Source organism: Cribrihabitans pelagius (assembly GCF_048820915.1).
GTDB classification, from domain to species: domain Bacteria; phylum Pseudomonadota; class Alphaproteobacteria; order Rhodobacterales; family Rhodobacteraceae; genus Cribrihabitans_A; species Cribrihabitans_A pelagius.
This window is the reverse complement of record NZ_JBMERR010000007.1, coordinates 139,420-163,429: the sequence shown is the minus strand read 5'-3', so window position 1 is coordinate 163,429 and position 24,010 is coordinate 139,420. Positions and strand designations below refer to the sequence as shown.

The 24,010-nt window shown below is 61.4% G+C and carries 24 protein-coding genes; 2 read left to right on the top strand and 22 right to left on the bottom strand.

The window, feature by feature from the left end:
- Position 1 precedes the first annotated feature (1 nt).
- The 4 genes from rplN to ACOHX0_RS08480 form a co-directional block, all read right to left on the bottom strand.
- Positions 2 to 370, bottom strand: coding sequence for a 50S ribosomal protein L14 (gene rplN / locus ACOHX0_RS08495; protein WP_005621870.1), 369 nt, complete (start codon positions 368 to 370; stop codon positions 2 to 4).
- A 99-nt stretch (positions 371 to 469) separates the two neighbouring features.
- A complete protein-coding gene (gene rpsQ / locus ACOHX0_RS08490; protein WP_420676243.1) occupies positions 470 to 700 on the bottom strand; it encodes a 30S ribosomal protein S17 in 231 nt (76 codons plus the stop codon).
- An 11-nt stretch (positions 701 to 711) separates the two neighbouring features.
- Complete coding sequence (rpmC, locus tag ACOHX0_RS08485; RefSeq protein ID WP_420676242.1) at positions 712 to 915, bottom strand: 50S ribosomal protein L29; 204 nt, start codon at positions 913 to 915, stop codon at positions 712 to 714.
- A 228-nt stretch (positions 916 to 1,143) separates the two neighbouring features.
- Positions 1,144 to 1,764, bottom strand: coding sequence for a 2OG-Fe(II) oxygenase family protein (locus ACOHX0_RS08480; protein ID WP_420676241.1), 621 nt, complete (start codon positions 1,762 to 1,764; stop codon positions 1,144 to 1,146).
- A 202-nt stretch (positions 1,765 to 1,966) separates the two neighbouring features.
- On the opposite strand from ACOHX0_RS08480, the gene ACOHX0_RS08475 reads away from it, so the two are divergent.
- On the top strand, positions 1,967 to 4,129 hold the full coding sequence (locus ACOHX0_RS08475; RefSeq protein WP_420676240.1) for a methyl-accepting chemotaxis protein: 2,163 nt from the start codon (positions 1,967 to 1,969) through the stop codon (positions 4,127 to 4,129).
- A 248-nt stretch (positions 4,130 to 4,377) separates the two neighbouring features.
- Here ACOHX0_RS08475 and rplP read toward each other — a convergent pair whose 3' ends face one another.
- The 15 genes from rplP to rpsL form a co-directional block, all read right to left on the bottom strand.
- A complete protein-coding gene (rplP, locus tag ACOHX0_RS08470) occupies positions 4,378 to 4,791 on the bottom strand; it encodes a 50S ribosomal protein L16 (RefSeq protein ID WP_420668239.1) in 414 nt (137 codons plus the stop codon).
- Between the two features lie 12 nt (positions 4,792 to 4,803).
- A complete protein-coding gene (rpsC, locus tag ACOHX0_RS08465) occupies positions 4,804 to 5,520 on the bottom strand; it encodes a 30S ribosomal protein S3 (protein ID WP_420676239.1) in 717 nt (238 codons plus the stop codon).
- Positions 5,520 to 5,900 (bottom strand): 50S ribosomal protein L22, encoded by a 381-nt coding sequence (gene rplV, locus ACOHX0_RS08460; RefSeq protein WP_264212177.1) that lies wholly within the window; start codon positions 5,898 to 5,900, stop codon positions 5,520 to 5,522. Before rplV ends, rpsC begins: the two co-directional genes overlap by 1 nt.
- 3 nt (positions 5,901 to 5,903) lie before the next feature.
- Positions 5,904 to 6,182 (bottom strand): 30S ribosomal protein S19, encoded by a 279-nt coding sequence (rpsS, locus tag ACOHX0_RS08455; protein ID WP_008554066.1) that lies wholly within the window; start codon positions 6,180 to 6,182, stop codon positions 5,904 to 5,906.
- Positions 6,183 to 6,185: 3 nt separating this feature from the next.
- Entirely contained in the window at positions 6,186 to 7,028 is an 843-nt protein-coding gene (gene rplB / locus ACOHX0_RS08450; protein WP_420676238.1) for a 50S ribosomal protein L2, read from the bottom strand.
- 259 nt (positions 7,029 to 7,287) lie between these two features.
- Positions 7,288 to 8,685 (bottom strand): hypothetical protein, encoded by a 1,398-nt coding sequence (locus ACOHX0_RS08445; RefSeq protein ID WP_420676237.1) that lies wholly within the window; start codon positions 8,683 to 8,685, stop codon positions 7,288 to 7,290.
- A gap of 386 nt (positions 8,686 to 9,071) precedes the next feature.
- Positions 9,072 to 9,368: a 50S ribosomal protein L23 gene (locus ACOHX0_RS08440; protein WP_420676236.1), complete on the bottom strand. Its 297-nt coding sequence runs from the start codon at positions 9,366 to 9,368 to the stop codon at positions 9,072 to 9,074.
- Complete coding sequence (gene rplD, locus ACOHX0_RS08435; protein WP_420676235.1) at positions 9,365 to 9,982, bottom strand: 50S ribosomal protein L4; 618 nt, start codon at positions 9,980 to 9,982, stop codon at positions 9,365 to 9,367. The genes ACOHX0_RS08440 and rplD overlap by 4 nt, the downstream gene beginning before the upstream one ends.
- Positions 9,979 to 10,701, bottom strand: a complete 723-nt coding sequence (rplC, locus tag ACOHX0_RS08430) for a 50S ribosomal protein L3 (protein WP_420676234.1) — start codon at positions 10,699 to 10,701, stop codon at positions 9,979 to 9,981. The genes rplD and rplC overlap by 4 nt, the downstream gene beginning before the upstream one ends.
- Before the next feature lie 19 nt (positions 10,702 to 10,720).
- A complete protein-coding gene (gene rpsJ, locus ACOHX0_RS08425; RefSeq protein WP_420676233.1) occupies positions 10,721 to 11,035 on the bottom strand; it encodes a 30S ribosomal protein S10 in 315 nt (104 codons plus the stop codon).
- 157 nt (positions 11,036 to 11,192) lie between these two features.
- Positions 11,193 to 11,855 (bottom strand): hypothetical protein, encoded by a 663-nt coding sequence (locus tag ACOHX0_RS08420; RefSeq protein WP_420676232.1) that lies wholly within the window; start codon positions 11,853 to 11,855, stop codon positions 11,193 to 11,195.
- Between the two features lie 337 nt (positions 11,856 to 12,192).
- Positions 12,193 to 13,368 carry an elongation factor Tu gene (gene tuf / locus ACOHX0_RS08415; RefSeq protein ID WP_420676218.1) on the bottom strand — a complete coding sequence of 392 codons (1,176 nt, stop codon included), beginning with the start codon at positions 13,366 to 13,368 and terminating at the stop codon, positions 12,193 to 12,195.
- Positions 13,369 to 13,432: 64 nt separating this feature from the next.
- On the bottom strand, positions 13,433 to 15,550 hold the full coding sequence (gene fusA / locus ACOHX0_RS08410; protein WP_420676231.1) for an elongation factor G: 2,118 nt from the start codon (positions 15,548 to 15,550) through the stop codon (positions 13,433 to 13,435).
- An 18-nt stretch (positions 15,551 to 15,568) separates the two neighbouring features.
- Positions 15,569 to 16,039: a 30S ribosomal protein S7 gene (rpsG, locus tag ACOHX0_RS08405; RefSeq protein ID WP_420668368.1), complete on the bottom strand. Its 471-nt coding sequence runs from the start codon at positions 16,037 to 16,039 to the stop codon at positions 15,569 to 15,571.
- A gap of 15 nt (positions 16,040 to 16,054) precedes the next feature.
- Positions 16,055 to 16,426 carry a 30S ribosomal protein S12 gene (gene rpsL / locus ACOHX0_RS08400; RefSeq protein WP_005980675.1) on the bottom strand — a complete coding sequence of 124 codons (372 nt, stop codon included), beginning with the start codon at positions 16,424 to 16,426 and terminating at the stop codon, positions 16,055 to 16,057.
- 365 nt (positions 16,427 to 16,791) lie between these two features.
- On the opposite strand from rpsL, the gene ACOHX0_RS08395 reads away from it, so the two are divergent.
- The gene (locus ACOHX0_RS08395) at positions 16,792 to 17,598 is read left to right on the top strand and encodes a putative rhamnosyl transferase (protein WP_420676230.1); all 807 of its coding nucleotides are present in this window, start codon (positions 16,792 to 16,794) and stop codon (positions 17,596 to 17,598) included.
- A gap of 17 nt (positions 17,599 to 17,615) precedes the next feature.
- On the opposite strand, the gene ACOHX0_RS08390 is transcribed toward ACOHX0_RS08395, so the two are convergent.
- The 3 genes from ACOHX0_RS08390 to rpoC all read right to left on the bottom strand — a co-directional run bounded on the left by ACOHX0_RS08390 (position 17,616) and on the right by rpoC (position 24,009).
- Complete coding sequence (locus tag ACOHX0_RS08390; protein WP_420676229.1) at positions 17,616 to 18,491, bottom strand: DMT family transporter; 876 nt, start codon at positions 18,489 to 18,491, stop codon at positions 17,616 to 17,618.
- Positions 18,488 to 19,300 carry a glycosyltransferase gene (locus tag ACOHX0_RS08385; protein ID WP_420676228.1) on the bottom strand — a complete coding sequence of 271 codons (813 nt, stop codon included), beginning with the start codon at positions 19,298 to 19,300 and terminating at the stop codon, positions 18,488 to 18,490. The genes ACOHX0_RS08390 and ACOHX0_RS08385 overlap by 4 nt, the downstream gene beginning before the upstream one ends.
- A 467-nt stretch (positions 19,301 to 19,767) precedes the next feature.
- The gene (gene rpoC, locus ACOHX0_RS08380; protein WP_420676227.1) at positions 19,768 to 24,009 is read right to left on the bottom strand and encodes a DNA-directed RNA polymerase subunit beta'; all 4,242 of its coding nucleotides are present in this window, start codon (positions 24,007 to 24,009) and stop codon (positions 19,768 to 19,770) included.
- Between the last annotated feature and the right edge of the window lies 1 nt (position 24,010).

Sequence of the window (24,010 nt, the reverse complement as noted above, 5' to 3'; positions counted from 1 at the left end):
ATTACAGCACCTCCGGAGCCAGCGAGATGATCTTCATGAAGTTCTTCGCGCGCAGTTCACGAACAACCGGGCCAAAGATACGGGTGCCGACCGGCTCGTTGTTGTTGTTCAGGATGACAGCGGCGTTGCGATCGAAGCGGATCGCGGTGCCGTCTTCACGGCGGACTTCTTTGGCGGTGCGCACGACGACGGCCTTGCGGACGTCACCTTTCTTCACGCGGCCGCGCGGGATGGCTTCCTTGACCGAGACGACGATGATGTCGCCTACGGATGCGTATTTACGCTTGGAGCCACCCAGAACCTTGATGCACTGAACTCGGCGGGCGCCGGAGTTGTCAGCTACATCCAGATTTGTTTGCATCTGGATCATGTGGTTTCTCCCGACCTTTGGGGCGCCGATGCGTGGCGTGATCCCCCAGGGTTTCGACTGACTGTTAAGTCTAGCCGCCAGGAGTCTCGATTGAGACTCTTAGGCTTCCAGAACTTCCCAGCGTTTCGTTTTCGATTTCGGCGCGCATTCGATGATGCGTACGGTGTCGCCGACCTTGAAAGCGTTCTGCTCATCGTGAGCCCGGTACTTCTTGGACTTACGAATGGTTTTCTTCAGAACCGGGTGCGTAAAGCGGCGCTCGACCGAAACAGTTACGGTTTGGGCGTTGGCGTCGCTGGTCACGGTGCCAGTGAGAATGCGTTTGGGCATCGTGTCGCTCCTTATTCAGCAGCTGCGGCTGCAGCTTTTTCGTTCAGGATGGTCTTCACGCGGGCAGCGTTGCGGCGGGCCGCCTTGATGCCAGCAGTGTTTTCCATCTGACCGGTCGCCTGCTGAAAGCGCAGGTTGAAGCTCTCTTTTTTCAGGGATGCGAGCGTATCGCGGAGTTCATCCACGGTCTTGTCGCGCAGATCATTGGCGTTCATCGCCTTTGTTCCTTGTCCTAAGCACCAGAAGGCCCCGATGGGTCACCTTGTCCCTGGTGGGTTATGTCATCCGCGCAGCATAGCGCGGCAAAAAGAATCACCTGGCCCAGATCCTGTGCGGAAAAGGGACAAGCGATGGGTCCCTATAGAGGAGGATCGCCTTGGGGGCAAGGGCGGATTGGATGCAGCCCTGGGGCGGTGCGCGAACCTGCCATGCCGTGCCTGCGCCTACCCCCAAGCATAGTTGAAACTGACCGAGATCCGCTCGTCTTCGGCCATGTTCATCGGCACCTCGTGGCGCAGCCAGCTTTCCCACAACAGCACGTCGCCCACCTCGGGCTTCACGTAGATGAAGGGCTTCAACTCGCGCCGCGCGTCCTTGGTGCGGGCTGGGCTCGCCATCATCCGGGCCGAGCGCGGGTCTTCCAGCTTGAGCGCACTCGCTCCGTCCGGCATCGCGACATAGGTCGTGCCGGAAATCACCGAATGCGGGTGCAGATGCGAGGAATGGGTGCCGCCTTCAGGCAGGATGTTGATCCAGATGTCCTCCAGCTTCAGCTCGCGGCCGTCGAGGTCGAACTCCAGGTCCTTGGCAAAGGCCGCCACATGCTGGTCCAGCACCTTCACCAGGTCGGCAAAGATCGGGAAGCGCCACGGCAAATCGGTGAGCGAGGCATAGGAGGTGTATCCGGGATAACCGTTCTCTTCGCACCAGTCCTGGCCGGCGTCGTCATCACCCGCGATCACAAGGCAGGAGTTTTCCATCTCATCCGCGTCGACCTTCGGGGCGAACTCGGACAGGGGCGCGCGGTAGAGGCGCGTAACAAAGAGTGATTCAATTTGTGCCATGCCTCCTCTTACCCCAGCCCGCAAGTCAGGGCGAGAGGCCGCTTGCACGCAGCCAATAGCGTGCGGATTCCGTACGGAATGTATCAATAATTCAAACCAACCACGCAAACTCACGCTGTCTTAACGGTTTGCAGGCAGTTTTGCAGGCGAGTCCTGACAGTCACCAAACTCCCCAGCTTAACAGCAAACCGGTATTCCCCTCATGAAGTCACTCCTGACAATCCGTACCGCCATTCTCTCGATCATTGTGCTTGCGGGCGGGCTCATGTTTGCCCTGGTCAGCCTGTCGCTCTATTCCCACGGCGTGCGGGACCGCATGCAGGCCGAGGTCGCAATGATCGAAAAGATCTACATCCACCTCGACGAGACCGAATTGGAGTTCCTGATGGCCCGGAGGGCCGAGAAGGACTTCCTGCTGCGCCGCGACGCGAAATATGCCGCGCGCCACGCCGATACCATGGCGCGCCTCAAGGAAGCCTTCAGCAAGGTGCGCACGGAAGTTGCCGCGGTTCCGTCCCTCGCCGGCAATGACGCGCAGGTCGCCGCGATCCGCGAAGCGATCCGTGATTACGAAGCCGCCTTCCTTGCCCTCACCGCCAGCAACATGCGGCTTGGCCTGGACGAGAACAGCGGCCTCGAGGGCGAGCTGCGCGCCGCCGTGAAGAATGCCGAAGCCACGCTCAAACAGCTCGACCAGCCGGTCATGCAGGTCAAGATGCTGATGATGCGGCGGCACGAGAAGGATTTCATCATGCGCCAGGCCCCGAAGTACCTGGACCGCCTGAACGCCCGGGTCGAGGAATTCCGCGCCTTCCCGGCGGGTTACTATGAAAGCAGCGCCCAGCAGAAGGAAATCCTCGGACTGATGGATGTCTACCAGAAATCCTTCGCTGCCTATGTCGGGGAATCCCTGCGGGAAAAAGAACTTCGCCGCGAGGTGTCCAGCCATTACGCCACTGCGGAGCCAATTCTGGCCGAAGTTCACGAAAAGGTGCGGCAAGAGCTGGCCGGCGTGATGCATGAAAGCGAGGCGGTAAGCGCGGCGGCGCAAACCAACGCGCTGCGGGCCGGGATCGGCGGCGCCGCCATCTTTATCACCGTGGCCCTGCTGCTTGCCCGCAGCATCGCGCGCCCGCTGCAGCGGACCGACATCGTGCTCAAGAAGATGCTGCGGAACGACTTCGCCCCCGAACTCCCGAAGAGCCGCATCCGCGAGATTTCGGCAATTGCCACTGCGGTGGGCATGTTCCGCGACGCCGAAGAGTCCAAGCACCGGCTGACCGGAGAGATCACCACCGTCATCGCCGCCTGCGGCGAGGGCGACTTCTCGCGCCGGATCGCGGCCAGCGGCAGCAGCAGCCAGTTCGCCGGGCTGAGCCAGGGCGTGAACGCCATCGGCGATGTGGCCGAAAAGGGCCTCGGCGACGTGCTGGATGTGGTCGGCGCCTTGGCCAATGGGGACCTGACCCGGCGCATGCCGGACGGGCAGAAGGGCGTTTTCAAGGACATCTCCGACGCCATCGACAACCTGGCCGACAGTCTCGAAGGCATCATCCGCCAGCTTGCGGGCAGCAGCGAGATGCTGAACAACACCTCGGCTGAGATCTCCACCGCGGTGGCCGACGCCTCGCGCCGGGGCGAATCCTCGGCAGCCGCGCTGGAGGAAACCTCCGCCGCGCTGCAAACGGTCAGCGACACCGTGCGCGACACCGCAGGCAGCGCGCAGGAGGCCAGGAAGTTCGTCAACGACGCCCAGCACAAGGCCGAAGCCACCCGCGAGGTTGCCGAGCAGACCGTTTCGGCCATGCAGCGGATCAAGGATTCGTCGGATGCGATTTCCAAGATCACCGGGCTGATCGACGACGTTGCCTTCCAGACCAATCTCCTGGCACTCAACGCAGGGGTCGAGGCCGCCCGCGCAGGCGAGGCCGGACGCGGCTTTGCCGTCGTTGCCTCGGAGGTGCGGGCCCTTGCGCAGCGGTCTTCGGCCGCGGCCAAGGAGATCAGTGCACTGATCAACAGCAGCCAGACAGAAGTCACCTCCGGCGTGCAGCTGGTAGACGAGGCGGGCGACTCGCTGGCCGCAATCCTGGAAACGGTGAGCCGCGCGGTCGAGAAGGTGAACGAGATCGCCGAGAATTCCGTCGACCAGGCCAACGGCATCTCGGAGGTCAATATCGCGCTGGAATCGCTCGACAAAGATTCCCAGCGCAGCGCCGCCATGCTGGAGGAAACCGCCGCTGCCGGCCAGATGCTGAGGGAGGAGGCGGCCCGGCTTGCCCGCGCCATCGGCGGCTTCCGGACCGATGAGGAACACCGCGCGCGCCCGGTGCAGTCCGGAAGCGGCACTGCCCGGGCCGCCTGAGGCCGCTGCTGCGCACAGGTTCTCCGGCCCGGGGCACTGTATCCCCGGGCCGGAACACCTTTCCCCACCCGCACGCCCCCTCCCCTGGACACGAGACGGCACGAAACCGGCCAGACCCCGGCCCGAAGAACATGTCTCACCTGCCCCTGAGCCTCACGCCAGACGCCCTCTACGGGCCCGGTCAGGAACGAAAAAGCCCCCGCCGGATCTTCGGCGGGGGCTATTTTAGTTTTTGGGGAAGGCCGGGCTTACCAGTCTTCGCGGACCACGATGCGGGTCTTGATCGGCAGCTTCATCGCGGCCAGGCGCAGGGCCTCGCGGGCGATGTCGTCATTGACGCCGTCGATCTCGAACATCACGCGGCCGGGCTTCACTTTGGCAGCCCAGTAATCCACGGAACCCTTACCTTTACCCATACGGACTTCGGTCGGCTTCGAAGTCACCGGGGTGTCCGGGAAGATCCGGATCCAGACGCGGCCCTGACGCTTCATGTGGCGCGTCATGGCACGGCGTGCGGCTTCGATCTGGCGCGCGGTGACGCGCTCGGGCTGGGTAGCCTTCAGACCGTAGGTGCCGAAGTTCAGGTCGGAACCGCCTTTTGCCAGGCCGGAGATCCGGCCTTTGTGCATTTTGCGGAATTTAGTACGCTTTGGTTGAAGCATCTTTCTGTCTCCTTAACGGTCGCGGCGACCGCCACCAGCACCACGGGGTGCAGGGCCGTCCTGGAGTTCTTGTGCTTTGCGGTCACGCGCCGAAGGATCGTGCTCCATGATCTCACCTTTGAAGATCCAGACCTTGATCCCGATGATCCCGTAAGGGGTCATCGCCTCGGAAGCAGCGTAATCGATGTCGGCACGCAGGGTGTGCAGCGGCACGCGGCCTTCACGGTACCATTCGGTCCGCGCGATTTCCGCGCCGCCCAGACGGCCAGCGACGTTCACCCGGATACCCAGGGCGCCCATGCGCATGGCGTTCTGCACCGACCGCTTCATCGCGCGGCGGAAGGACACACGGCGTTCCAGCTGCTGAGCGATCGACTCGCCAACCAGCTGCGCGTCCAGTTCCGGCTTGCGCACTTCAACGATATTGAGGTGCAGCTCGCTGTCGGTCATCTTGGCCAGCTTCTTGCGCAGGACTTCGATGTCCGCGCCTTTCTTGCCGATGATGACGCCCGGACGGGCGGTGTGGATGGTGACGCGGCACTTCTTGTGCGGGCGCTCGATGATCACGCGCGCGATGCCGGCCTGCTTGCACTCTGCGTTGATGAACTCGCGGATGGCGATGTCCTCAAGCAGCAGATCACCATAGTCTTTGGTGTCTGCGTACCAGCGGCTGTCCCAGGTGCGGTTGACCTGAAGGCGCATGCCAATCGGATTTACTTTCTGACCCATTAGGCTTGCTCCTCAACTTGACGCACCTTGATGGTGATCTCCGCGAACGGCTTCAGGATTTTCCCGAACCGGCCACGAGCCCGCGGACGGCCGCGCTTCATGGTCAGGTTCTTGCCAACCCATGCCTCGGCGACGATCAGTTCATCGACGTCCAGGTTGTGGTTGTTCTCGGCATTCGCGATTGCGGACTGAAGGCATTTCTTCACGTCTGCTGCAATCCGCTTGTTGGAGAAGGTGAGGTCGGTCAGCGCCTTCTCGACCTTCTTGCCGCGGATCATCTGCGCCACCAGGTTCAGTTTCTGCGGGGAGGTGCGGAGCATGCGCAGTTTTGCCATTGCTTCGTTGTCTGCCACGCGGCGGGGATTCTTTTCCTTACCCATGACTTACTTCCGCTTCGCTTTTTTGTCAGCGGCATGGCCATAATAGGTGCGGGTCGGCGAGTATTCACCGAACTTCTGACCGATCATGTCTTCCGAGACGTTGACAGGAATGTGCTTCTGGCCGTTGTACACACCAAAGGTCAGGCCGACGAACTGCGGCAGGATGGTGGAACGGCGCGACCAGATCTTGATCACTTCATTGCGGCCCGATTCACGCGCTGCTTCGGCCTTTTTCAGGACGTAAGCATCAACGAAGGGGCCTTTCCATACGGAACGTGCCATGGATTAGCGGCCTTTCTTCTTGGCGTGGCGCGAGCGGACGATAAGCTTCTGCGACGCCTTGTTTTTGTTGCGGGTCCGTTTGCCCTTGGTCGGTTTGCCCCAGGGGGTCACCGGGTGGCGGCCACCGGAGGTCCGGCCTTCACCACCGCCGTGGGGGTGGTCGATCGGGTTCATCACGACACCGCGCACGGAGGGACGCTTGCCCTTGTGGCGCATACGGCCGGCTTTACCGAAGTTCTGGTTCGAGTTGTCCGGGTTCGACACGGCACCGACGGTGGCCATGCATTCCTGACGGACCAAGCGCAGTTCGCCCGACGAGAGGCGGATCTGAGCGTAACCGCCGTCACGGCCAACGAACTGAGCGTAGGTACCGGCTGCACGGGCGATCTGGCCGCCTTTGCCGGGCTTCATTTCGATGTTGTGAACGATGGTACCGATCGGCATGCCCGAGAACGGCATTGCGTTGCCCGGCTTGATGTCGGCTTTCTGCGACGCCACAACCTTGTCGCCGACAGCGAGACGCTGGGGGGCCAGGATGTAGGCCTGCTCGCCATCTTCGTATTTGATCAGCGCGATGAATGCGGTCCGGTTCGGGTCGTATTCGATCCGCTCAACGGTGGCCGCTACATCAAATTTGTTCCGTTTGAAGTCAACGATCCGGTAGAGGCGCTTTGCGCCGCCGCCACGGCGGCGGGAGGTAATCCGTCCGGTGTTGTTCCGGCCGCCCGATTTGGTCAGACCCTCAGTGAGAGATTTGACCGGACGCCCTTTCCAAAGCTCCGAACGGTCGATCAGAACCAGCCCACGCTGGCCCGGCGTCGTCGGCTTATACGACTTGAGTGCCATGCTTTCTGTCTTCCGTTTAGCGTGCCAGGCCTTAGGTTGTTGTCTTTGGCCCGGCTATGTTGAAGGCCCCCGTAGGTGCCTGAGTTATAGGGCCCCGAAGGTCCCCAGTTCGAACATCCCGACAAACGTAACGACCCCGGAACGAATCCGGGGTCTTCAGGATGGATGGCGTTTAGCAGTGATGGAGAGGGGTGTCCAGTACAATGCAACGAAGAATGTTCACTTCGCGCCGCCACTTTTTTGAACTCAACTTTTCATGTCAATTTACCCCAAATCTGGGTAAGTCAACAGTATGCTTCAAAGCAGCGTCACTGCTGAAGCCAACCGATGAGTGAGCTGCAGTTAACTCTTCCAAGTAGATCAAGTTTCCATCATTCGGACTCCGAAAACTTTGCGGGCGAAGAGCCCGCTCAATCAAAGCACTGTTACTGCGCTGGCTAATGTTTGCAACGGAAGCTGCCACACTTTTGAATAGCTTTCTTTTTCCGAGCGCACTTTTTATTGTCGGCGCCAACGAACTGAATACTGCAAGGCTTCTTCCACCAACCTCACCAACACCAAAGGCAACCAAAGAATGTGCGATTTTCAGAGACGAACGCTCTCTAAAACTTAAGAGGCTAACTCCACTTATGCCCTCTTCCGCCATGTACGCTGCTATGGCAGAAGCATAAGTGCGAAAGGCATCCTCAAGGTCCTTCTCCAAGTCCCCAATAGAATCTCTATTATTTAAAGACACTGCACTTTTTACAAAATTTAGGAACTCCCACTTTTTCTTGTAAATCCTAGTCCCTCTGACAGTAAAATTCAAAAATATGTCCAGGCGATCCCGAGGAAACGTCTGAGGTATCCCGATCAAGGGTGTCAAACCCGCTCGAAGTGGGTCTACCTCATAGTACTCACTAAAGCCTAGCAAATCCTCGAACGATCTCCCGATTGTAGTTTCAGCTCCAACATCTTGCCCCATACTATGAGAAAGGCACATTGCAAAATTGTAGTGGTAAGCTTGACAAGCGATAGACATCAAACTCCTCACAGCCATATCTGAAACTATCAGCCGCTCGGATTTGGCCTTTTCCAAAGTATCCTCAACAGTTTGCCTAGGAAACTCAGCATATTTCTCGTTCTCGACTATGCGATCAAATATCTCTGAAAAACTACTTTCTGAGAACCCCATGAGACCTAAGTCTTCTATACTTTTACCCTTCAACCTAGCGAATAGCTTTCGAAAACCGGCGTCCATCTGGAATGGCGGGAACGCTCTGAGTCCACCTTCATCGAAAAAACCGCAGTGTCTCTTAATTTCGGCTTTGCGCTCCGCATAGTCCGGACGAGCAAGTGTGGCTTCGTTTGAGGCCATACCTCTAGCCGACATTCTTTCTGGAGTATCGACAAAAGCATCCACATCCAGTTCGCCAGTCTTTGTAATAACTTGGGCAAATCCGGTGCGTATCATTCCCCATAACAGGCTTTTCTCATCGGAAAGTTGGTCAAACCCATCGCTTGCGAAAAGATAACCATCGTTGATGATTATCGGATAACCAAAAAGTGCTGACTTTATCAACTGCCTAGTAAAGAAATCAGCTTCGAAAACCCCAGCAATAGGGTCAAATCTTTGAATAACATCATCCAAGAGACCACCATAGGTATATTTTTGCACCAAAGAATTATCCTCTGCTTTATTCCTCCGAGGGGTGCCCGGAGTATGCTCTTTCACTCCATAAATTAGACAGGATAAGTGTAAAGCGCGAGCGGGCGCCTCCAATTCTTGCTGTAGGTAAGCATTTGAGTCTAGCAAACATTCTGGCTGCGCGGCCTGTCGCAGGGGGTTGATAGCTCTTCTCAAATCCTTGGGCAGCCTAAACTAGCGAGCCAGCCCGTTGCGCATCCACCGCACGCAGGGCTTCGCGGTTCTCAACCGGCAGCGGCTATACCTTGGGAAACAGCTTACCCAAAGGACCCCGCCATGCCCCACAAGCCCCCTACCCCAACACAAAAGGCCCCCGCTTGCGCGAGGGCCTCTCAATCTTGTCAAAAAGGCAAATCTCAGAGTCCGGTGGACACGTCGATGGTGTTGCCTTCTTCCAGGGTCACATAGGCCTTCTTCACGTCTTTCCGGCGGCCCATCTGGCCGCGGAAACGCTTGACCTTACCCTTGGTGACGGTGGTGTTGACCGCTTTCACCTTGACGCCAAAGAGCGCCTCGACGGCTTCCTTGATCATCGGCTTGTTGGAGTCGATTGCCACCTCGAACACCACTGCGCCGTTTTCGGACGCCATGGTGGATTTCTCGGTGATGATCGGCTTGCGGATCACGTCGTAGTGTTCTGCTTTCGCGCTCATTTCAGACGAGCCTCCAGTGCTTCGACACCTGCCTTGGTGATCACCAGGGTGTCACGCTTCAGGATGTCATAGACGTTTGCACCCATCGTCGGCAGGATATCCAGGCCTTCGATGTTGCGCGACGCTTTCAGGAAGTCTTCGTTGACCGAAGAGCCATCGATGATCAGCGCGCGTTTCCAGCCCAGGTTTTTCACCTGCTTGGCCAGAGCGGCGGTTTTGCCTTCGGCAGCTGCATCCTCGATGATGACCAGCTCGCCCGCTTTCGCCTTGGCGGACAGCGCGTGGCGCAGGCCCAGCTTGCGGAACTTCTTGGTCAGCTCGTGGCCGTGCGAACGGACGACGGGACCCTTGTAGATACCACCCTTGCGGAAGATCGGCGCGTTGCGGTCACCGTGGCGTGCGCCGCCGGTGCCCTTCTGGCGGTAGATCTTCTTGGTCGAGTAGGACGTCTCCGAACGGGTCTTCACCTTGTGGGTGCCCTGCTGCGCATTGTTGCGCTGCCAGCGGACCACCCGGTGCAGGATGTCCGCACGCGGCTCCAGGCCGAACAGGTCTTCGGACAGTTCGATGTCGCCAGCCTTGCCGCCGTCCAGTTTGATCACGTCAAGTTTCATGCTTCACCCCCTTCCGCGGGCGCTTCGGCAGCAGGTGCCTCAGCAGCAGTTTTCAGAGCAGCCGGGAACGGCAGGCCCTCGGGCGCCTTCTTCTTGACGGCGTCCTTGACGGTGACCCAGCCGGATTTCGGGCCCGGAACGGCACCTTTGATGAAGACCAGGCCGCGCTCGGCGTCGGTTTTCACCACTTCCAGGTTCTGGGTGGTCACGCGGGCAGCACCCATGTGGCCGGCCATCTTCTTGCCTTTGAAGACCTTGCCGGGGTCCTGACACTGGCCGGTGGAGCCGTGCGAACGGTGGCTGATCGACACGCCGTGCGAGGCGCGCAGGCCGCCGAAGTTGTGCCGTTTCATGGCACCGGCGAAACCTTTACCGATCGAGGTGCCGGTGACGTCCACTTTCTGGCCTGCCAGGAAGTGCTCGGCCGAGATCTCGGAGCCGACGTCGATCAGGCCGTCTTCGGAGACGCGGAATTCCGCGAGCTTCCGCTTGGGCTCGACCTTGGCAGCGGCGAAGTGGCCGCGCATGGCTTGCGAGGTGCGTTTGGCCTTTGCGGCGCCTGCACCGAGCTGAACGGCGGTGTAGCCGTCCTTGTCCGCGGTGCGCTGCGCAACAACCTGCAGCCCGTCCAGCGACAGCACGGTCACCGGGATCTGCTTGCCGTCTTCCAGGAACAGCCGGGTCATGCCGACTTTCTTTGCGATAATACCAGAGCGCATGTTCAACTACCCTCCGATCTTATGACTGCAGCTTGATTTCGACGTCCACGCCGGCCGCGAGGTCGAGCTTCATCAGCGCGTCCACGGTCTGCGGGGTCGGATCAACGATGTCCAGGAGCCGCTTGTGGGTGCGGATCTCGAACTGGTCGCGGGATTTCTTGTCGACGTGCGGGCCGCGCAGAACGGTGAACTTCTCGATCTTGTTCGGCAGCGGGATGGGCCCGCGCACCTGCGCGCCGGTCCGCTTGGCAGTGTTGACGATCTCCTGCGTGCTGGAATCCAGTACGCGGTAGTCAAATGCCTTCAGCCGGATACGGATGTTTTGGCTTTGCATAGATATGCCTTTTTATCCAGGCGTTGGGGTTGAGAGGAGGGCCCGCGCTCACCGCAACCCCTCATCGAACCCAAAAGGCGGGAATCATCCCGCCTCCATTCGCACGTGGCGAACTCGCGCCCTATACGCGGGTTTGAGCTGACGGGCAAGGGGCTCTTCAACGCTGTTCCGCAAAACGCTCCGGCAGCGGCGGATAGGTAATCGCGCGGAAAGCCGGGAAGTCCCGATAGCGCGGCTGGCGCTCATCTTCAGGCGGCGGCACTGCTCCGGCCTTGAGGATAGCCCGTGTCGGGCCGATCCAGGAGTAAACGCTTCTCTCCGGGTTCTCTCTCCACGTGAGATTGAACGCTGCGCGCTTCGGAAAGAAGCGAATGCGGTGAAAGTTGAGGTGGTCGTAGAGCCACCAAGCCAGATCAAGATAATCGCGCCCTTGCTCATACTGATCCGCAAACCAGGGGACGACGATACTGACGCAAGCGCCGCAGTTCCCGCCGTCATCCCTTTGGTCCCAAATATGTGACGCCCGGTTGGACTTGTTGGATGCACAGCCCAGCCCTTGCTCAGCCCCGTACCCGTTAACTTCAGGCGATCGGTAGGCCGACCGAACAGCAATCGGGCCGAAGGTTTCAACGAGAGGCTCGAGCAGCTCAGCAGCCAGCCTGCGGCCCACGCGGAGAGCTAATTCGGGATCATCCGGTATATTCCGAATCCTGAAGAAATTTCCGATCTCGCTGTAGAGAAAGTCCCGCATGAAGAAATGACGCGACAGCCGTTCCCGGCCCAGTGTTTCCAAAGATTTCACACTTCCCGGTTTGCGCAATGCCCCGTCCTCCCGGTTCTCCTGTGGCAATTAATCAGGACAGTGCGAGGCAAGCAATCGCAAATAGCCACGACCCGGCGGGCAGTCTCCTTCCCTCCAGTGGCACAGCCCATGATAAAACTGGATGCGCTCCCACAACATCACGGAAGCCTGTTGTTTGCCTTCAGGGAAAACGGCCCGGAATAATCGGTTTTTCCGGGCCGGAATCCGTGCCGGTTTCCGGTTGCTGCGATGAAAAAGGGCCGCTCGGTTGAGCGGCCCTTCCATCCAGGTATCGGAAGTTCCGATTACCCGGTGATCTTCGACACACCAACCAGGCGCGTCTCGGGATCTACGATCACTCGGTGATCTTCGACACCACGCCGGCGCCGACGGTGCGGCCGCCTTCGCGGATGGCGAAGCGCAGGCCCTGCTCCATCGCGATCGGCGCGATCAGTTCAACGTCGAACTTCAGGTTGTCGCCCGGCATCACCATCTCGGTGCCTTCCGGCAGGGTCACGGTGCCGGTCACGTCGGTGGTGCGGAAGTAGAACTGCGGACGGTAGTTCGCAAAGAACGGCGTGTGGCGGCCGCCTTCTTCCTTGGTGAGGATATAGGCCTCGGCTTCGAACTTGGTGTGCGGGGTCACCGAGCCCGGCTTGCAGAGCACCTGGCCGCGCTCAACGCCATCACGGTCGACACCGCGCAGCAGCGCGCCGATGTTGTCGCCCGCCTCACCGCGGTCCAGCAGCTTGCGGAACATTTCCACGCCGGTGCAGGTGGTTTTCTTGGTGTCGTTGATGCCGACGATTTCGATCTCGTCGCCAACGTTGATCACGCCGCGCTCGACACGGCCGGTCACAACGGTGCCGCGGCCGGAGATCGAGAACACGTCTTCGATCGGCATCAGGAACGGCTGGTCGACAGCGCGCTCGGGGGTGTCGATGTAGTCGTCGACAGCCGCCATCAGCTCCTTGATCTTCTCTTCGCCGATTTCGGGCTTGTTGCCTTCCATCGCCGCCAGAGCCGAACCCGCGATGATCGGGATATCGTCGCCCGGGTAGTCGTAGGAGGACAGCAGTTCGCGGATTTCCATCTCGACGAGCTCCAGCAGCTCTTCGTCGTCGACCTGGTCCACCTTGTTCATGAAGACGACCATCTTCGGGATGCCGACCTGGCGGCCCAGCAGGATGTGCTCGCGGGTCTGCGGCATCGGGCCGTCGGCTGCGTTCACCACCAGGATCGCGCCGTCCATCTGCGCCGCACCGGTGATCATGTTCTTCACATAGTCAGCGTGGCCGGGGCAGTCGACGTGCGCATAGTGGCGGTTCTCGGTCTCATACTCGACGTGCGCGGTCGAGATGGTGATGCCGCGGGCTTTCTCTTCCGGCGCGCCGTCGATCTGGTCGTAGGCTTTGAAGTCACCGAAATATTTGGTGATCGCCGCGGTCAGCGTGGTCTTGCCGTGGTCAACGTGGCCGATGGTGCCGATGTTGACGTGCGGTTTGTTACGCTCAAACTTTTCCTTAGCCATTATGGCCTCCTTTTGTTGCGGAGAAGGGCTCACGCGTGCCGCGAACCCTTCCTTGTCGTTATGCTCAGGCGTATTTCGCCTGGATCTCTTCCGAGATGTTCTGCGGCACCGGATCGTAGTGATCGAACTGCATGGTGAACTGGGCGCGGCCCGAGCTCATCGAACGCAGGGTGTTGATGTAGCCGAACATGTTGGCAAGCGGCACGAAGGCGTCGATCGCAATTGCGTTGCCGCGGTTCTCCTGGCCGGACACCTGGCCCCGGCGCGAGGTCAGGTCGCCAATGATACCGCCGGTGTATTCTTCCGGGGTGATCACTTCGACTTTCATGATCGGCTCGAGCAGCTTGGCGCCAGCCTTGCGCATGCCTTCACGCATACACATGCGGGATGCGATTTCAAACGCCAGAACCGAGGAGTCCACGTCGTGGAACTTGCCGTCGATCAGGGCAACCTTGAAGTCGATCACCGGGAAGCCAGCCAGCGGGCCCGAATCCATCACCGAGTTGATGCCCTTTTCGACGCCCGGAATGTATTCCTTGGGCACCGAACCGCCAACGATACGGGATTCGAAGGAATAACCTTCGCCCGGCTCTGTCGGCGAGATGATCAGCTTCACTTCGGCGAACTGGCCCGAACCACCCGACTGCTTCTTGTGGGTGTAGGAATGCTCGACTTCGTGGCCGATGGTCTCACGGTAGGCCACCTGCGGCGCACCGATGTTGGCCTCAACCTTGAATTCGCGCTTCAGACGGTCCACCAGGATGTCCAGGTGAAGTTCGCCCATGCCCTTCATGATGGTCTGACCGCTCTCGATGTCGGTCTCGACGCGGAAGGACGGGTCTTCGGCGGCCAGACGGGCCAGACCCTGGGACATCTTCTCCTGGTCGGCTTTGGTCTTCGGCTCGACCGCGATCTCGATCACCGGATCGGGGAAGGTCATGGTTTCCAGCACAACCGGGTCGTTGACGGCGCAGAGCGTGTCACCGGTGGTGGTGTCTTTCAAACCTGCCAGCGCGATGATGTCGCCCGCGAACGCTTCCGTGATTTCCTCACGGTTGTTCGAGTGCATCATCATCATCCGGCCAACGCGCTCTTTCTTGCCTTTGGTCGAGTTCAGGAGCGTATCGCCCTTGTTCAGGACACCGGAGTAGATCCGGGTAAAGGTCAGCGAGCCGACGAAGGGGTCGTTCATGATCTTGAACGCCAGGCCCGAGAACGCCATGCCATCGTCCGCACGGCGGGCAATGTTACGGGTTTCGGTTTCGTCACCGGGTTTGAAGCCCATGTAATCGACAACGTCCAGCGGGCTGGGCAGATAGTCGATCACGGCGTTCAGCAGCGGCTGCACGCCTTTGTTCTTGAACGCGGAACCGCCCAGAACCGGCACAAAGGCCAGGTCCAGCGTGCCCTTGCGCAGCAGTTTGCGCAGGGTCGGCACGTCGGGTTCTTCGCCTTCCAGGTAGGCTTCCATGGCGTCGTCGTCCATTTCGACGGCCGCCTCGATCATCTTGCCGCGCCATTCTTCGGCCATGTCTTTCAGGCTGTCGCGGATCGGAGCCTTGATCCACGAAGCGCCAAGGTCTTCACCCTGCCACAGCCATTCTTCCATGTTGACCAGATCGATCAAGCCTTCCAGCTCGTTCTCTGCGCCGATCGGGATACCGACGGGCACGGCGCGCGCGCCGGTGCGGTCTTCGATCATGTTGACGCAGTTGAAGAAATCAGCGCCGATCTTGTCCATCTTGTTGACGAACACCATGCGCGGAACCTTGTAGCGGTCAGCCTGACGCCACACGGTTTCGGTCTGCGGTTCAACACCGGCGTTGGCGTCGAGCACGCAAACAGCACCGTCGAGGACCGCCAGCGAGCGTTCGACTTCGATGGTGAAGTCGACGTGGCCGGGGGTGTCGATGATGTTCAGGCGGTGCTTTTCGGAATCGGGCGTCTGGCCGTCTTCGGTGCGTTCCCAGAAGGTGGTGGTCGCAGCCGAGGTGATGGTGATGCCGCGTTCCTGCTCCTGCTCCATCCAGTCCATGGTGGCTGCACCGTCGTGCACCTCACCGATGTTGTGGGATTTGCCGGTGTAAAACAGGATACGCTCCGAGCAGGTGGTCTTGCCTGCATCGATATGCGCCATGATACCGAAGTTGCGGTAACGTTCGAGCGGATAGTCGCGTGCCATAGGTCTAGGTCCTCTAGCTTACCAGCGGTAATGGCTGAAGGCTTTGTTCGCCTCGGCCATCTTGTGGGTGTCTTCGCGCTTCTTGACCGCGGTGCCGCGGGACTGCACAGCGTCCAGCAGCTCGCCGGCGAGGCGTTCTTCCATGGTGTTTTCGTTGCGGTTGCGCGCGGCGGTGATCAGCCAGCGGATCGCCAGCGCTTCACGGCGCTCGGGGCGGACTTCAACCGGCACCTGGTAGGTGGCACCGCCCACACGGCGGGAGCGCACTTCGACCGAGGGCTTCACGTTGTCGAGCGCTTCGTGGAACACTTCGACAGGTGCGCGCTTGATCTTGGCTTCAACGCGGTCAAAGGCGTTGTAGACGATACGCTCTGCGACCGACTTCTTGCCGTCGATCATCAGGTTGTTCATAAATTTGGTCAGAACGCGGTCGCCGAACTTGGCGTCGGGCAGGACTTCGCGTTTTTCTGCGGCGTGACGACGGGACATCTCAGCCTCTCCTTCTTACTTGGGACGCTTCGCGCCATACTTCGAACGGCGCTGCTTACGGTCTTTGACGCCCTGGGTATCCAGAACACCGCGCAGGATGTGATAACGCACACCCGGAAGGTCTTTTACCCGGCCGCCGCGGATCAGGACCACGGAGTGCTCCTGAAGGTTGTGGCTTTCACCGGGGATGTAGGAGATCACCTCGTAACCGTTGGTCAGGCGGACCTTGGCCACTTTCCGCATAGCGGAGTTCGGTTTCTTCGGAGTGGTGGTATACACACGGGTGCAGACGCCGCGTTTTTGCGGGCACTGCTCCAGGTGCATGGATTTCGAGCGTTTAACTTTCGGCTGCCGCGGCTTGCGGATCAGCTGCTGGATCGTGGGCATTCCGGTTTTTTCCCCGTTTTGCAACACTTCGTGTCATGCACGCCGGCGCGTGCGGGTGATATCGCTGCACATATGCGTCCACATGCGCAAAAACCGCAATCGCTCCCGTTCCGAGGTGAGACGACGCGGTGAGTTTACAGAGGCTCCGGGGGATAAAATTGCCCGGAACTTGATCCACTACATTTTGAATTCGGCTTGCGGGAGCTGTCCCGGGTGCCGGATAGGCGCGCGTATATGGGGAGTCGCGGGGCTTGTCAACCGCAGCCGGCCCCTGCCCTGCCCCCGGGCGCGGCGCGGCGCGCTTGCTGCGCCGCGGGCGGCCGTGCATAGTCCCCCTGGCGCTGTCGCGCAAGAGGTATTTCAGAATGCAGGTCATTGGTCTGTGCCGGTTTTCCTACCCGGCCGTCGGCGGCTTCCAGATCCGGCACTCCACCGTCGAGGAGCGCACCGCCTACCTCTATGGCGCCGCCCGGCTGGAGGAGCGTTTCCGCCTGTTCGAGACCGTCGCCCTGCCGAGCCTGCGCGCGCAGACCGATCCGGATTTCGAGCTGATCGTGGTAATTGGCGACAGCCTGCCCGCGGGGCACCGCGACCGGCTCTACGGGCTCACCGCGGATATGCCGCAAGTCCGCATCCAGGCCGAGCCGCCGGGGCAGCACCGGCCGGTGATGAAACAGATCCTGAACGCCGCCCGCCGCAATCCCGCCGCGCCCTGCCTGCAGTTCCGCCATGACGACGACGACGCAATCTCGGTGGATTTTGTCGAACGGCTGCGGCAGGCGGCGCGGGATTGCGAAGGGCTGCTGGGGCGGCACAATTCCGTCGCCTTCGATTTCAACCGCGGCTACCTGGCGGAACTGGGTCCTGCGGGCATCTCTGCGATGCCGATCTTCCGGCCCTATTACACCGCGGCGCTGGGGATGCACGTGCGGGGCGGCTGCCCGCTCACCATCATGAACTTCGCGCATGAGAAGATTCCGCAGTTCATGCCGACCGTCACCTTCTCCGATGCGCCAATGTTCGTGCGCACCCAGAACACCTTCAACGACTCACCGCCAAAGCCCGCGGGCGGCGCCCGGCCGGAGCCGCTCACCCCGGAAGAGGAAGGCGAGTTCGAAGCGCGTTTCGACTTGCGTGCGGATGCCGTGCGGCGGGCTTTCGCGACAATCTGATCCTCCCTCTTCCCTGCTCAGGCCCGGCTGGCCCGGGTCTGGCGGCGCTCGCGGTAGAAGGTGAAGCCGCCCGCCGCCACCACGATGGCCGCGCCCAGGAGCGTCAGGGCATCGGGCCAGTCGCCAAACACCGCCCAGCCCAGAAGCAGCGCCCATAACAGCCCGCTGTAGCGGAACGGCGCCACCACCGCGACCTCGCCCGCCCGCATCGTCATCACCGAGCAGAGGTAGCCCGCAAAGATGAACAGCGCGGCCCCCATCAGCAGGCCGAAACTGTGCCGGTCCATCGGCTGCCACTCGGTTCCAACAGACAGCAAAAGGCCAAAGACCGTCACCGTCAGCGCCGCCATCAGCGTCACCGTCATCGAGGGCACATTCGGCGGCATCCGCCGTGTGGTGAGGTCGCGCACAGTGACGCAAGCCACCGCGCCTATGGCATAAAGCGCACCGTCGCCAAAGCCCTCGGGACCGGGGCGCACGATCAGCAGCATGCCCAGAAATCCCGCCGCAATCGCCGCCGCCCGGCGCCAGCCCACCGGCTCGCGGAAGACCAGCGCAGCCCCCAGCGTCACCGTCAGCGGCAGCCCCTGCAGCATCGCCGTCACATTGGCCAGCGGCATCCGCATCAGCGCGGTCAGGAAAAGGTAGGTCGCGCCTGCCTCGGCCAGGCAGCGCAGCCCTACCAGCACCCAGGACGCCGCGGGGAGGCGCAGCCGCAGACTGCCCAGCACGCGCGCCAGCACTAAGATCAGCAGGCTCGCCGCCAGCCCGCGCACCACCAGGATCTGCGGCAGCGGCAATTCTTCTCCGGCAAGTTTCACCAGCGTGTCGTTGAAGGTGAAGGCCGCCATGCTGACCATCATCAAGAGGGCCCCCGCCTGGTTCCCGCTCATGGCAGCAGCACCTCCAATTCCTCAAGCTCCAGCCCGAAATGGCGCCGCAAGGCGGTGGCCCGGCGCGCCGCGCTCCAAGCGCCGGAGATGCCGTTCTTGGCCGGGGTGGACTTGTTGTCGCCATGGATCGTGCGCAGGAAGGCAGGCACCGAGATGTCGCTGAAGGTGTTGTAATGCTGGGCAAAGCGGCGGTGGTTCACCGCATAGGGCGTGCCGCCATGCCCGGCCGGCGCCACCAGCGCGGCCCCGGCAGACAAGGGCGCGCGTTCGCAGGTGTCGATGAGTGCTGCGCGCTTCGCCTGCCGCTCCAGATAGAAGCCGCGGTTGTGGGCGATGATGAAAGGTGTCTCTGCCCCCTGCACCGGGATCAAACCCCGGGCCAGCGCCTTGGTGCGCCGCACGAAGTGCCGATCCACCGCGTCGTCGTCGTCCAGCCGGAACAGGATACGGTGCGTCGCCCGGCGCACCGGCACCGTGTCATAGGCCTCCTTCAGCTGCCGGTGATGCGCCGCGGGCGGCACCGCGCGCAAACTCGCGTTGGGCATCGGTGCAATCAGCGCCTGCAAGCGCTGCATATAGGGCTGCGGCAGGTCCCTGGCCGTCAGCACCACCAGGCGGAAGCGCCGGTCGCTTTGCCGCACAAGCGAGCGCAGGCAGAGCTGCTCGAACAGCCGGAAGCGCAGCTCCATGCGTCCGGGCGCAAACAGATGTGCGGCGGTGTCCTCCAGGCTTGCGAAGCGCTCGGAATAATAGCTCGGACTAAGCACGGAAAAGCGCACCAAACCGATCATCCGCAAATTCACCCTCATCCCGTGCTCCCCGGAGACCCGCCCGGCCACAAGGAATAGCCTCGGGCGCGTAAAAGAAAAGGGGGTGTCCATTTGTCGTGCTGACGGGTTTCCCCTCACGAAAGAACGGCCGATCGAGGCGGTCATGACGCAACCGCCTCAAACGCCTTCCCCCTCCCCGAGATACAAGCCTCGCCCCGCCGGTGCGCGCAGGGGCGATCCGAAGGCTCGGAATTGGCAGCTTATTCCGGCCAAACCTGCGCTGCCTTCTCGAAGGAGCGCCCAACCGCACCAAATCGCCGCCGCGTGGCCGCGCACCGGCGATGCGCGGCGGCCTGGCATCATTGTCCCGCGCCGGGGAAGACTTGGGACCGGGTTTTGGCAGATTGATCTTCTTGTCGGCCCGGCACGGTCTGCAGACACCTGGAACGAAAAAGCCCCCGCATGTCTCCATGCGGGGGCTTTCGGTTTGTCTCAGAGCGGGCGGATTACTCGCGGCTTTCCGGGGTTTCGACCAGAATGTCGAAATCGTCGCCCGGAGTATCCTCTTCCATCACCGGCGCAGCCAGGGCAGCGGCGGCTTCGGCTTCCTCGCGGCGGGCTTCCAGCACCACGTTGTCGCGGCCCTGGGCAATCTGGCGCACCCTCTGGGTGGCGCCACCGGTGCCCGCCGGGATCAGGCGGCCGACGATGACGTTCTCCTTGAGGCCGACGAGCTTGTCCTTCTTGCCCTGCACCGAGGCTTCGGTAAGCACCCGGGTGGTCTCCTGGAAGGAGGCCGCCGAGATGAAGGAGCGGGTCTGCAGCGACGCCTTGGTGATGCCGAGCAGGATCGGCTCGCCCTGGGCAGGACGTTTGCCACGCGACAGCGCCTTCTCGTTGGCGGCGTCGAACTCCTGCTTGTCCACGTGCTCGCCTTTCAGCAGCGTGGTCTCGCCGGAGTCGGAGATCTCCCACTTCTGCAGCATCTGGCGGACGATCACCTCGATGTGCTTGTCGTTGATCTTCACGCCCTGCAGCCGGTAGACGTCCTGGACCTCGTCGATCATGTAGTTGGCCAGCGCTTCGACACCCATGATGGCGAGGATGTCATGCGGCGCCGGGTTGCCGTCCATGATGTAGTCACCCTTCTGCACGAAGTCGCCTTCCTGCACCGGGATGTGCTTGCCCTTGGGCACCATGTATTCGACGGGCTCCATCGAGTCGTCGGACGGCTCGATCGAGATGCGGCGCTTGTTCTTGTAGTCGCGCCCAAAGCGCACGTAACCATCGATTTCGGCGATGATCGCGTGGTCCTTGGGACGCCGCGCCTCGAACAGTTCCGCAACCCGCGGCAGACCACCGGTGATGTCCTTGGTCTTGGCGCCTTCACGCGGGATCCGCGCGACGACGTCACCGGCCATGATCTGCTGACCGTCTTCGGCCGACAGGATCGCGTCCACCGACATCGGGTAGGTCAACGGGTTGCCAAGGTCGTTGCGGACCGGCTCGCCATCGGCATCGACCAGGATGATCTCCGGCTTAAGGTCGGAGCCCTTCGGAGCCGCGCGCCAGTCGATCACGATCTTCTGGGTCATGCCGGTTGCATCGTCGGTTTCCTCGCGCACGGCGAGGCCCGAGACCAGGTCGACATACTTCGCGGTACCCGGCTTCTCGGCGATGATCGGCAGGGTGTAGGGGTCCCACTCGAACAGCTTGTCGCCGCGCTTGACCGTGTCGCCTTCCTTGACGAACAGCTTGGAGCCGTAGCCCAGCTTGTGGCTGGACCGCTCTTCGCCGTGCTCGTCCTGGATGATCAGCTTCATGTTACGGCCGACAACCAGGGTCTCGCCATTGGCGTTCTCCAGGGTCTGCGGCATTTCGAAGACGATCTTGCCTTCCTGGCTGGCTTCCTGGAACGACTGCTGGCCGCCCTGGGCAACGCCGCCGATGTGGAAGGTCCGCATGGTCAGCTGGGTGCCCGGTTCCCCGATCGACTGCGCCGCGATGATGCCGACAGCTTCGCCGGTGTTCACCTTGGTGCCGCGCGCCAGGTCACGGCCATAGCACATGGCGCAGACGCCCTCTTCGGACTCGCAGGTCAGCGGCGAGCGGATACGGGTGCTTGGCACGCCCGCTTCCTCAACCGCATCTGCCATCCGCTCGTCGATCAGCTGGCCGGCCGCAACCAGAACCTCTTCGGTGCCCGGGCGCAGGATGTCGTCAGCTGCAACACGGCCCAGGATACGCTCGCCCAGGGTTGCCACGACCTCACCATCGTTGACCGCCGCTTCAGCGGTGATCGCACGCTCGGTGCCGCAGTCGTTTTCCCGCACAATGCAGTCCTGCGCCACGTCCACCAGACGGCGGGTCAGGTAACCCGAGTTAGCCGTCTTTAGCGCGGTATCCGACAGACCCTTACGGGCACCGTGGGTCGAGTTGAAGTACTCGAGAACGGTCAGGCCTTCCTTAAAGTTCGAGATGATCGGGGTCTCGATGATGTCGCCGTTCGGCTTCGCCATCAGGCCGCGCATCCCGCCCAGCTGCTTCATCTGCGTGACCGAGCCCCGCGCACCGGAGTGGGCCATCATGTAGACCGAGTTCGGCTCCATCACGGCGCCTTTCTCGTCCCGGCGGTCGGCCGAGATGGTCTTCATCATGGCTTCGGTGACACGGTCGTTGCACTTCGACCAGGCATCGACAACTTTGTTGTACTTTTCGCCCTGGGTAATCAGGCCGTCCATGTACTGCTGCTCGAAGTCCTTCACCTGCTCGCGGGTGTCGTCGACGATGGTCCACTTGGTATCCGGGATCACCATGTCGTCCTTGCCGAAGGAGATGCCGGCCTTGAACGCTTCGCGGAAACCCATGGTCATGATCTGGTCGCAGAAGATCACCGATTCCTTCTGGCCGCAGTAGCGGTAGACGGTGTCGATGACCTGCTGCACCTCTTTCTTGCGCAAGAGGCGGTTGACCAGTTCAAAGGGCGCCTTGGCGTTCTTCGGCAGGAGCGCGCCCAGACGGACACGGCCCGGCGTGGTCTCGAAGCGCTTCAGCACCTCGTTGCCTTCCTCGTCGATCTGCGAGATCCGCGCGGTGATCTTGGTGTGCAGGTGCACCTCGCCCGCGTCCAGCGCGTGCTGAACCTCGTCGATGGTGCCGAAGATCTTGCCTTCGCCCGGCATGCCTTCGCGTTCCAGGGTCACATAGTAGAGACCCAGGATCATATCCTGCGACGGAACGATGATCGGCGCGCCGTTGGCGGGCGACAGAACGTTGTTGGTCGACATCATCAGGACGCGCGCTTCCAGCTGGGCCTCAAGGCTCAGCGGCACGTGCACGGCCATCTGGTCGCCGTCAAAGTCCGCGTTGAACGCCGAGCAGACCAGCGGGTGCAGCTGGATGGCCTTGCCTTCGATCAGCGTGGGTTCGAACGCCTGGATGCCAAGACGGTGCAGCGTCGGTGCGCGGTTCAGCATCACCGGGTGCTCGCGGATCACCTCGTCGAGGATATCCCAGACCTCGGGGCGCTCTTTCTCGACCAGCTTCTTCGCCTGCTTCACGGTTGAGCTGAGGCCCTTGGCCTCCAGCCGCGAGTAGATGAACGGCTTGAAAAGTTCGAGCGCCATTTTCTTGGGCAGGCCGCACTGGTGCAGCTTCAGTTCCGGGCCGGTCACAATGACCGAACGGCCGGAGAAGTCGACGCGCTTACCCAGAAGGTTCTGACGGAAGCGGCCCTGCTTGCCTTTCAGCATGTCGGACAGCGACTTCAGCGGACGCTTGTTGGCGCCGGTGATGACGCGGCCGCGGCGGCCGTTGTCGAACAGCGCGTCCACCGATTCCTGCAGCATCCGCTTTTCGTTACGCACGATGATGTCGGGCGCACGCAGCTCGATCAGCCGCTTCAGGCGGTTGTTCCGGTTGATCACCCGGCGGTAGAGGTCGTTCAGGTCCGAGGTCGCAAAGCGGCCGCCGTCCAGCGGCACCAGCGGACGAAGTTCCGGCGGGATGACCGGAATGACGGTCATGATCATCCACTCGGGCCGGTTGCCCGACTCGAGGAAACTCTCCACCACCTTCAGACGCTTGATGATCTTCTTGGGCTTCAGCTCGCCGGTGGCCTCGGCCAGTTCGGCGCGCAGGTGCTCGGCTTCTGCCTCAAGGTCGATCGCCGCCAGCATTTCGCGGATCGCTTCAGCGCCGATGTTGGCGGTGAAGGCGTCCATGCCATAGGCGTCCTGGGCGTCCATGAACTCTTCTTCGGTCATCATCTGGCCGTATTGCAGGTCGGTCAGACCCGGCTCGATGACAACATAGTTTTCGAAGTACAGCACGCGCTCCAGATCGCGCAGCGTCATGTCCAGCATCAGGCCGATGCGCGAAGGCAGCGACTTCAGGAACCAGATATGCGCAACGGGCGCCGCCAGCTCGATGTGGCCCATGCGCTCGCGGCGCACTTTCTGCAAGGTAACCTCGACGCCGCATTTCTCGCAGACGACGCCGCGGTACTTCATCCGCTTATATTTGCCGCAGAGGCACTCGTAGTCCTTGATCGGGCCAAAGATCCGGGCGCAGAACAGGCCGTCGCGCTCGGGTTTGAAGGTCCGGTAGTTGATGGTCTCGGGCTTCTTGATCTCGCCATAAGACCAAGACAGGATCCGTTCCGGCGACGCCAGCGAGACTTTGATTTCGTCAAAGACCTTGGGCGGCGTCAGCGGGTTGAACGGGTTGTTGGTGATTTCCTGGTTCATT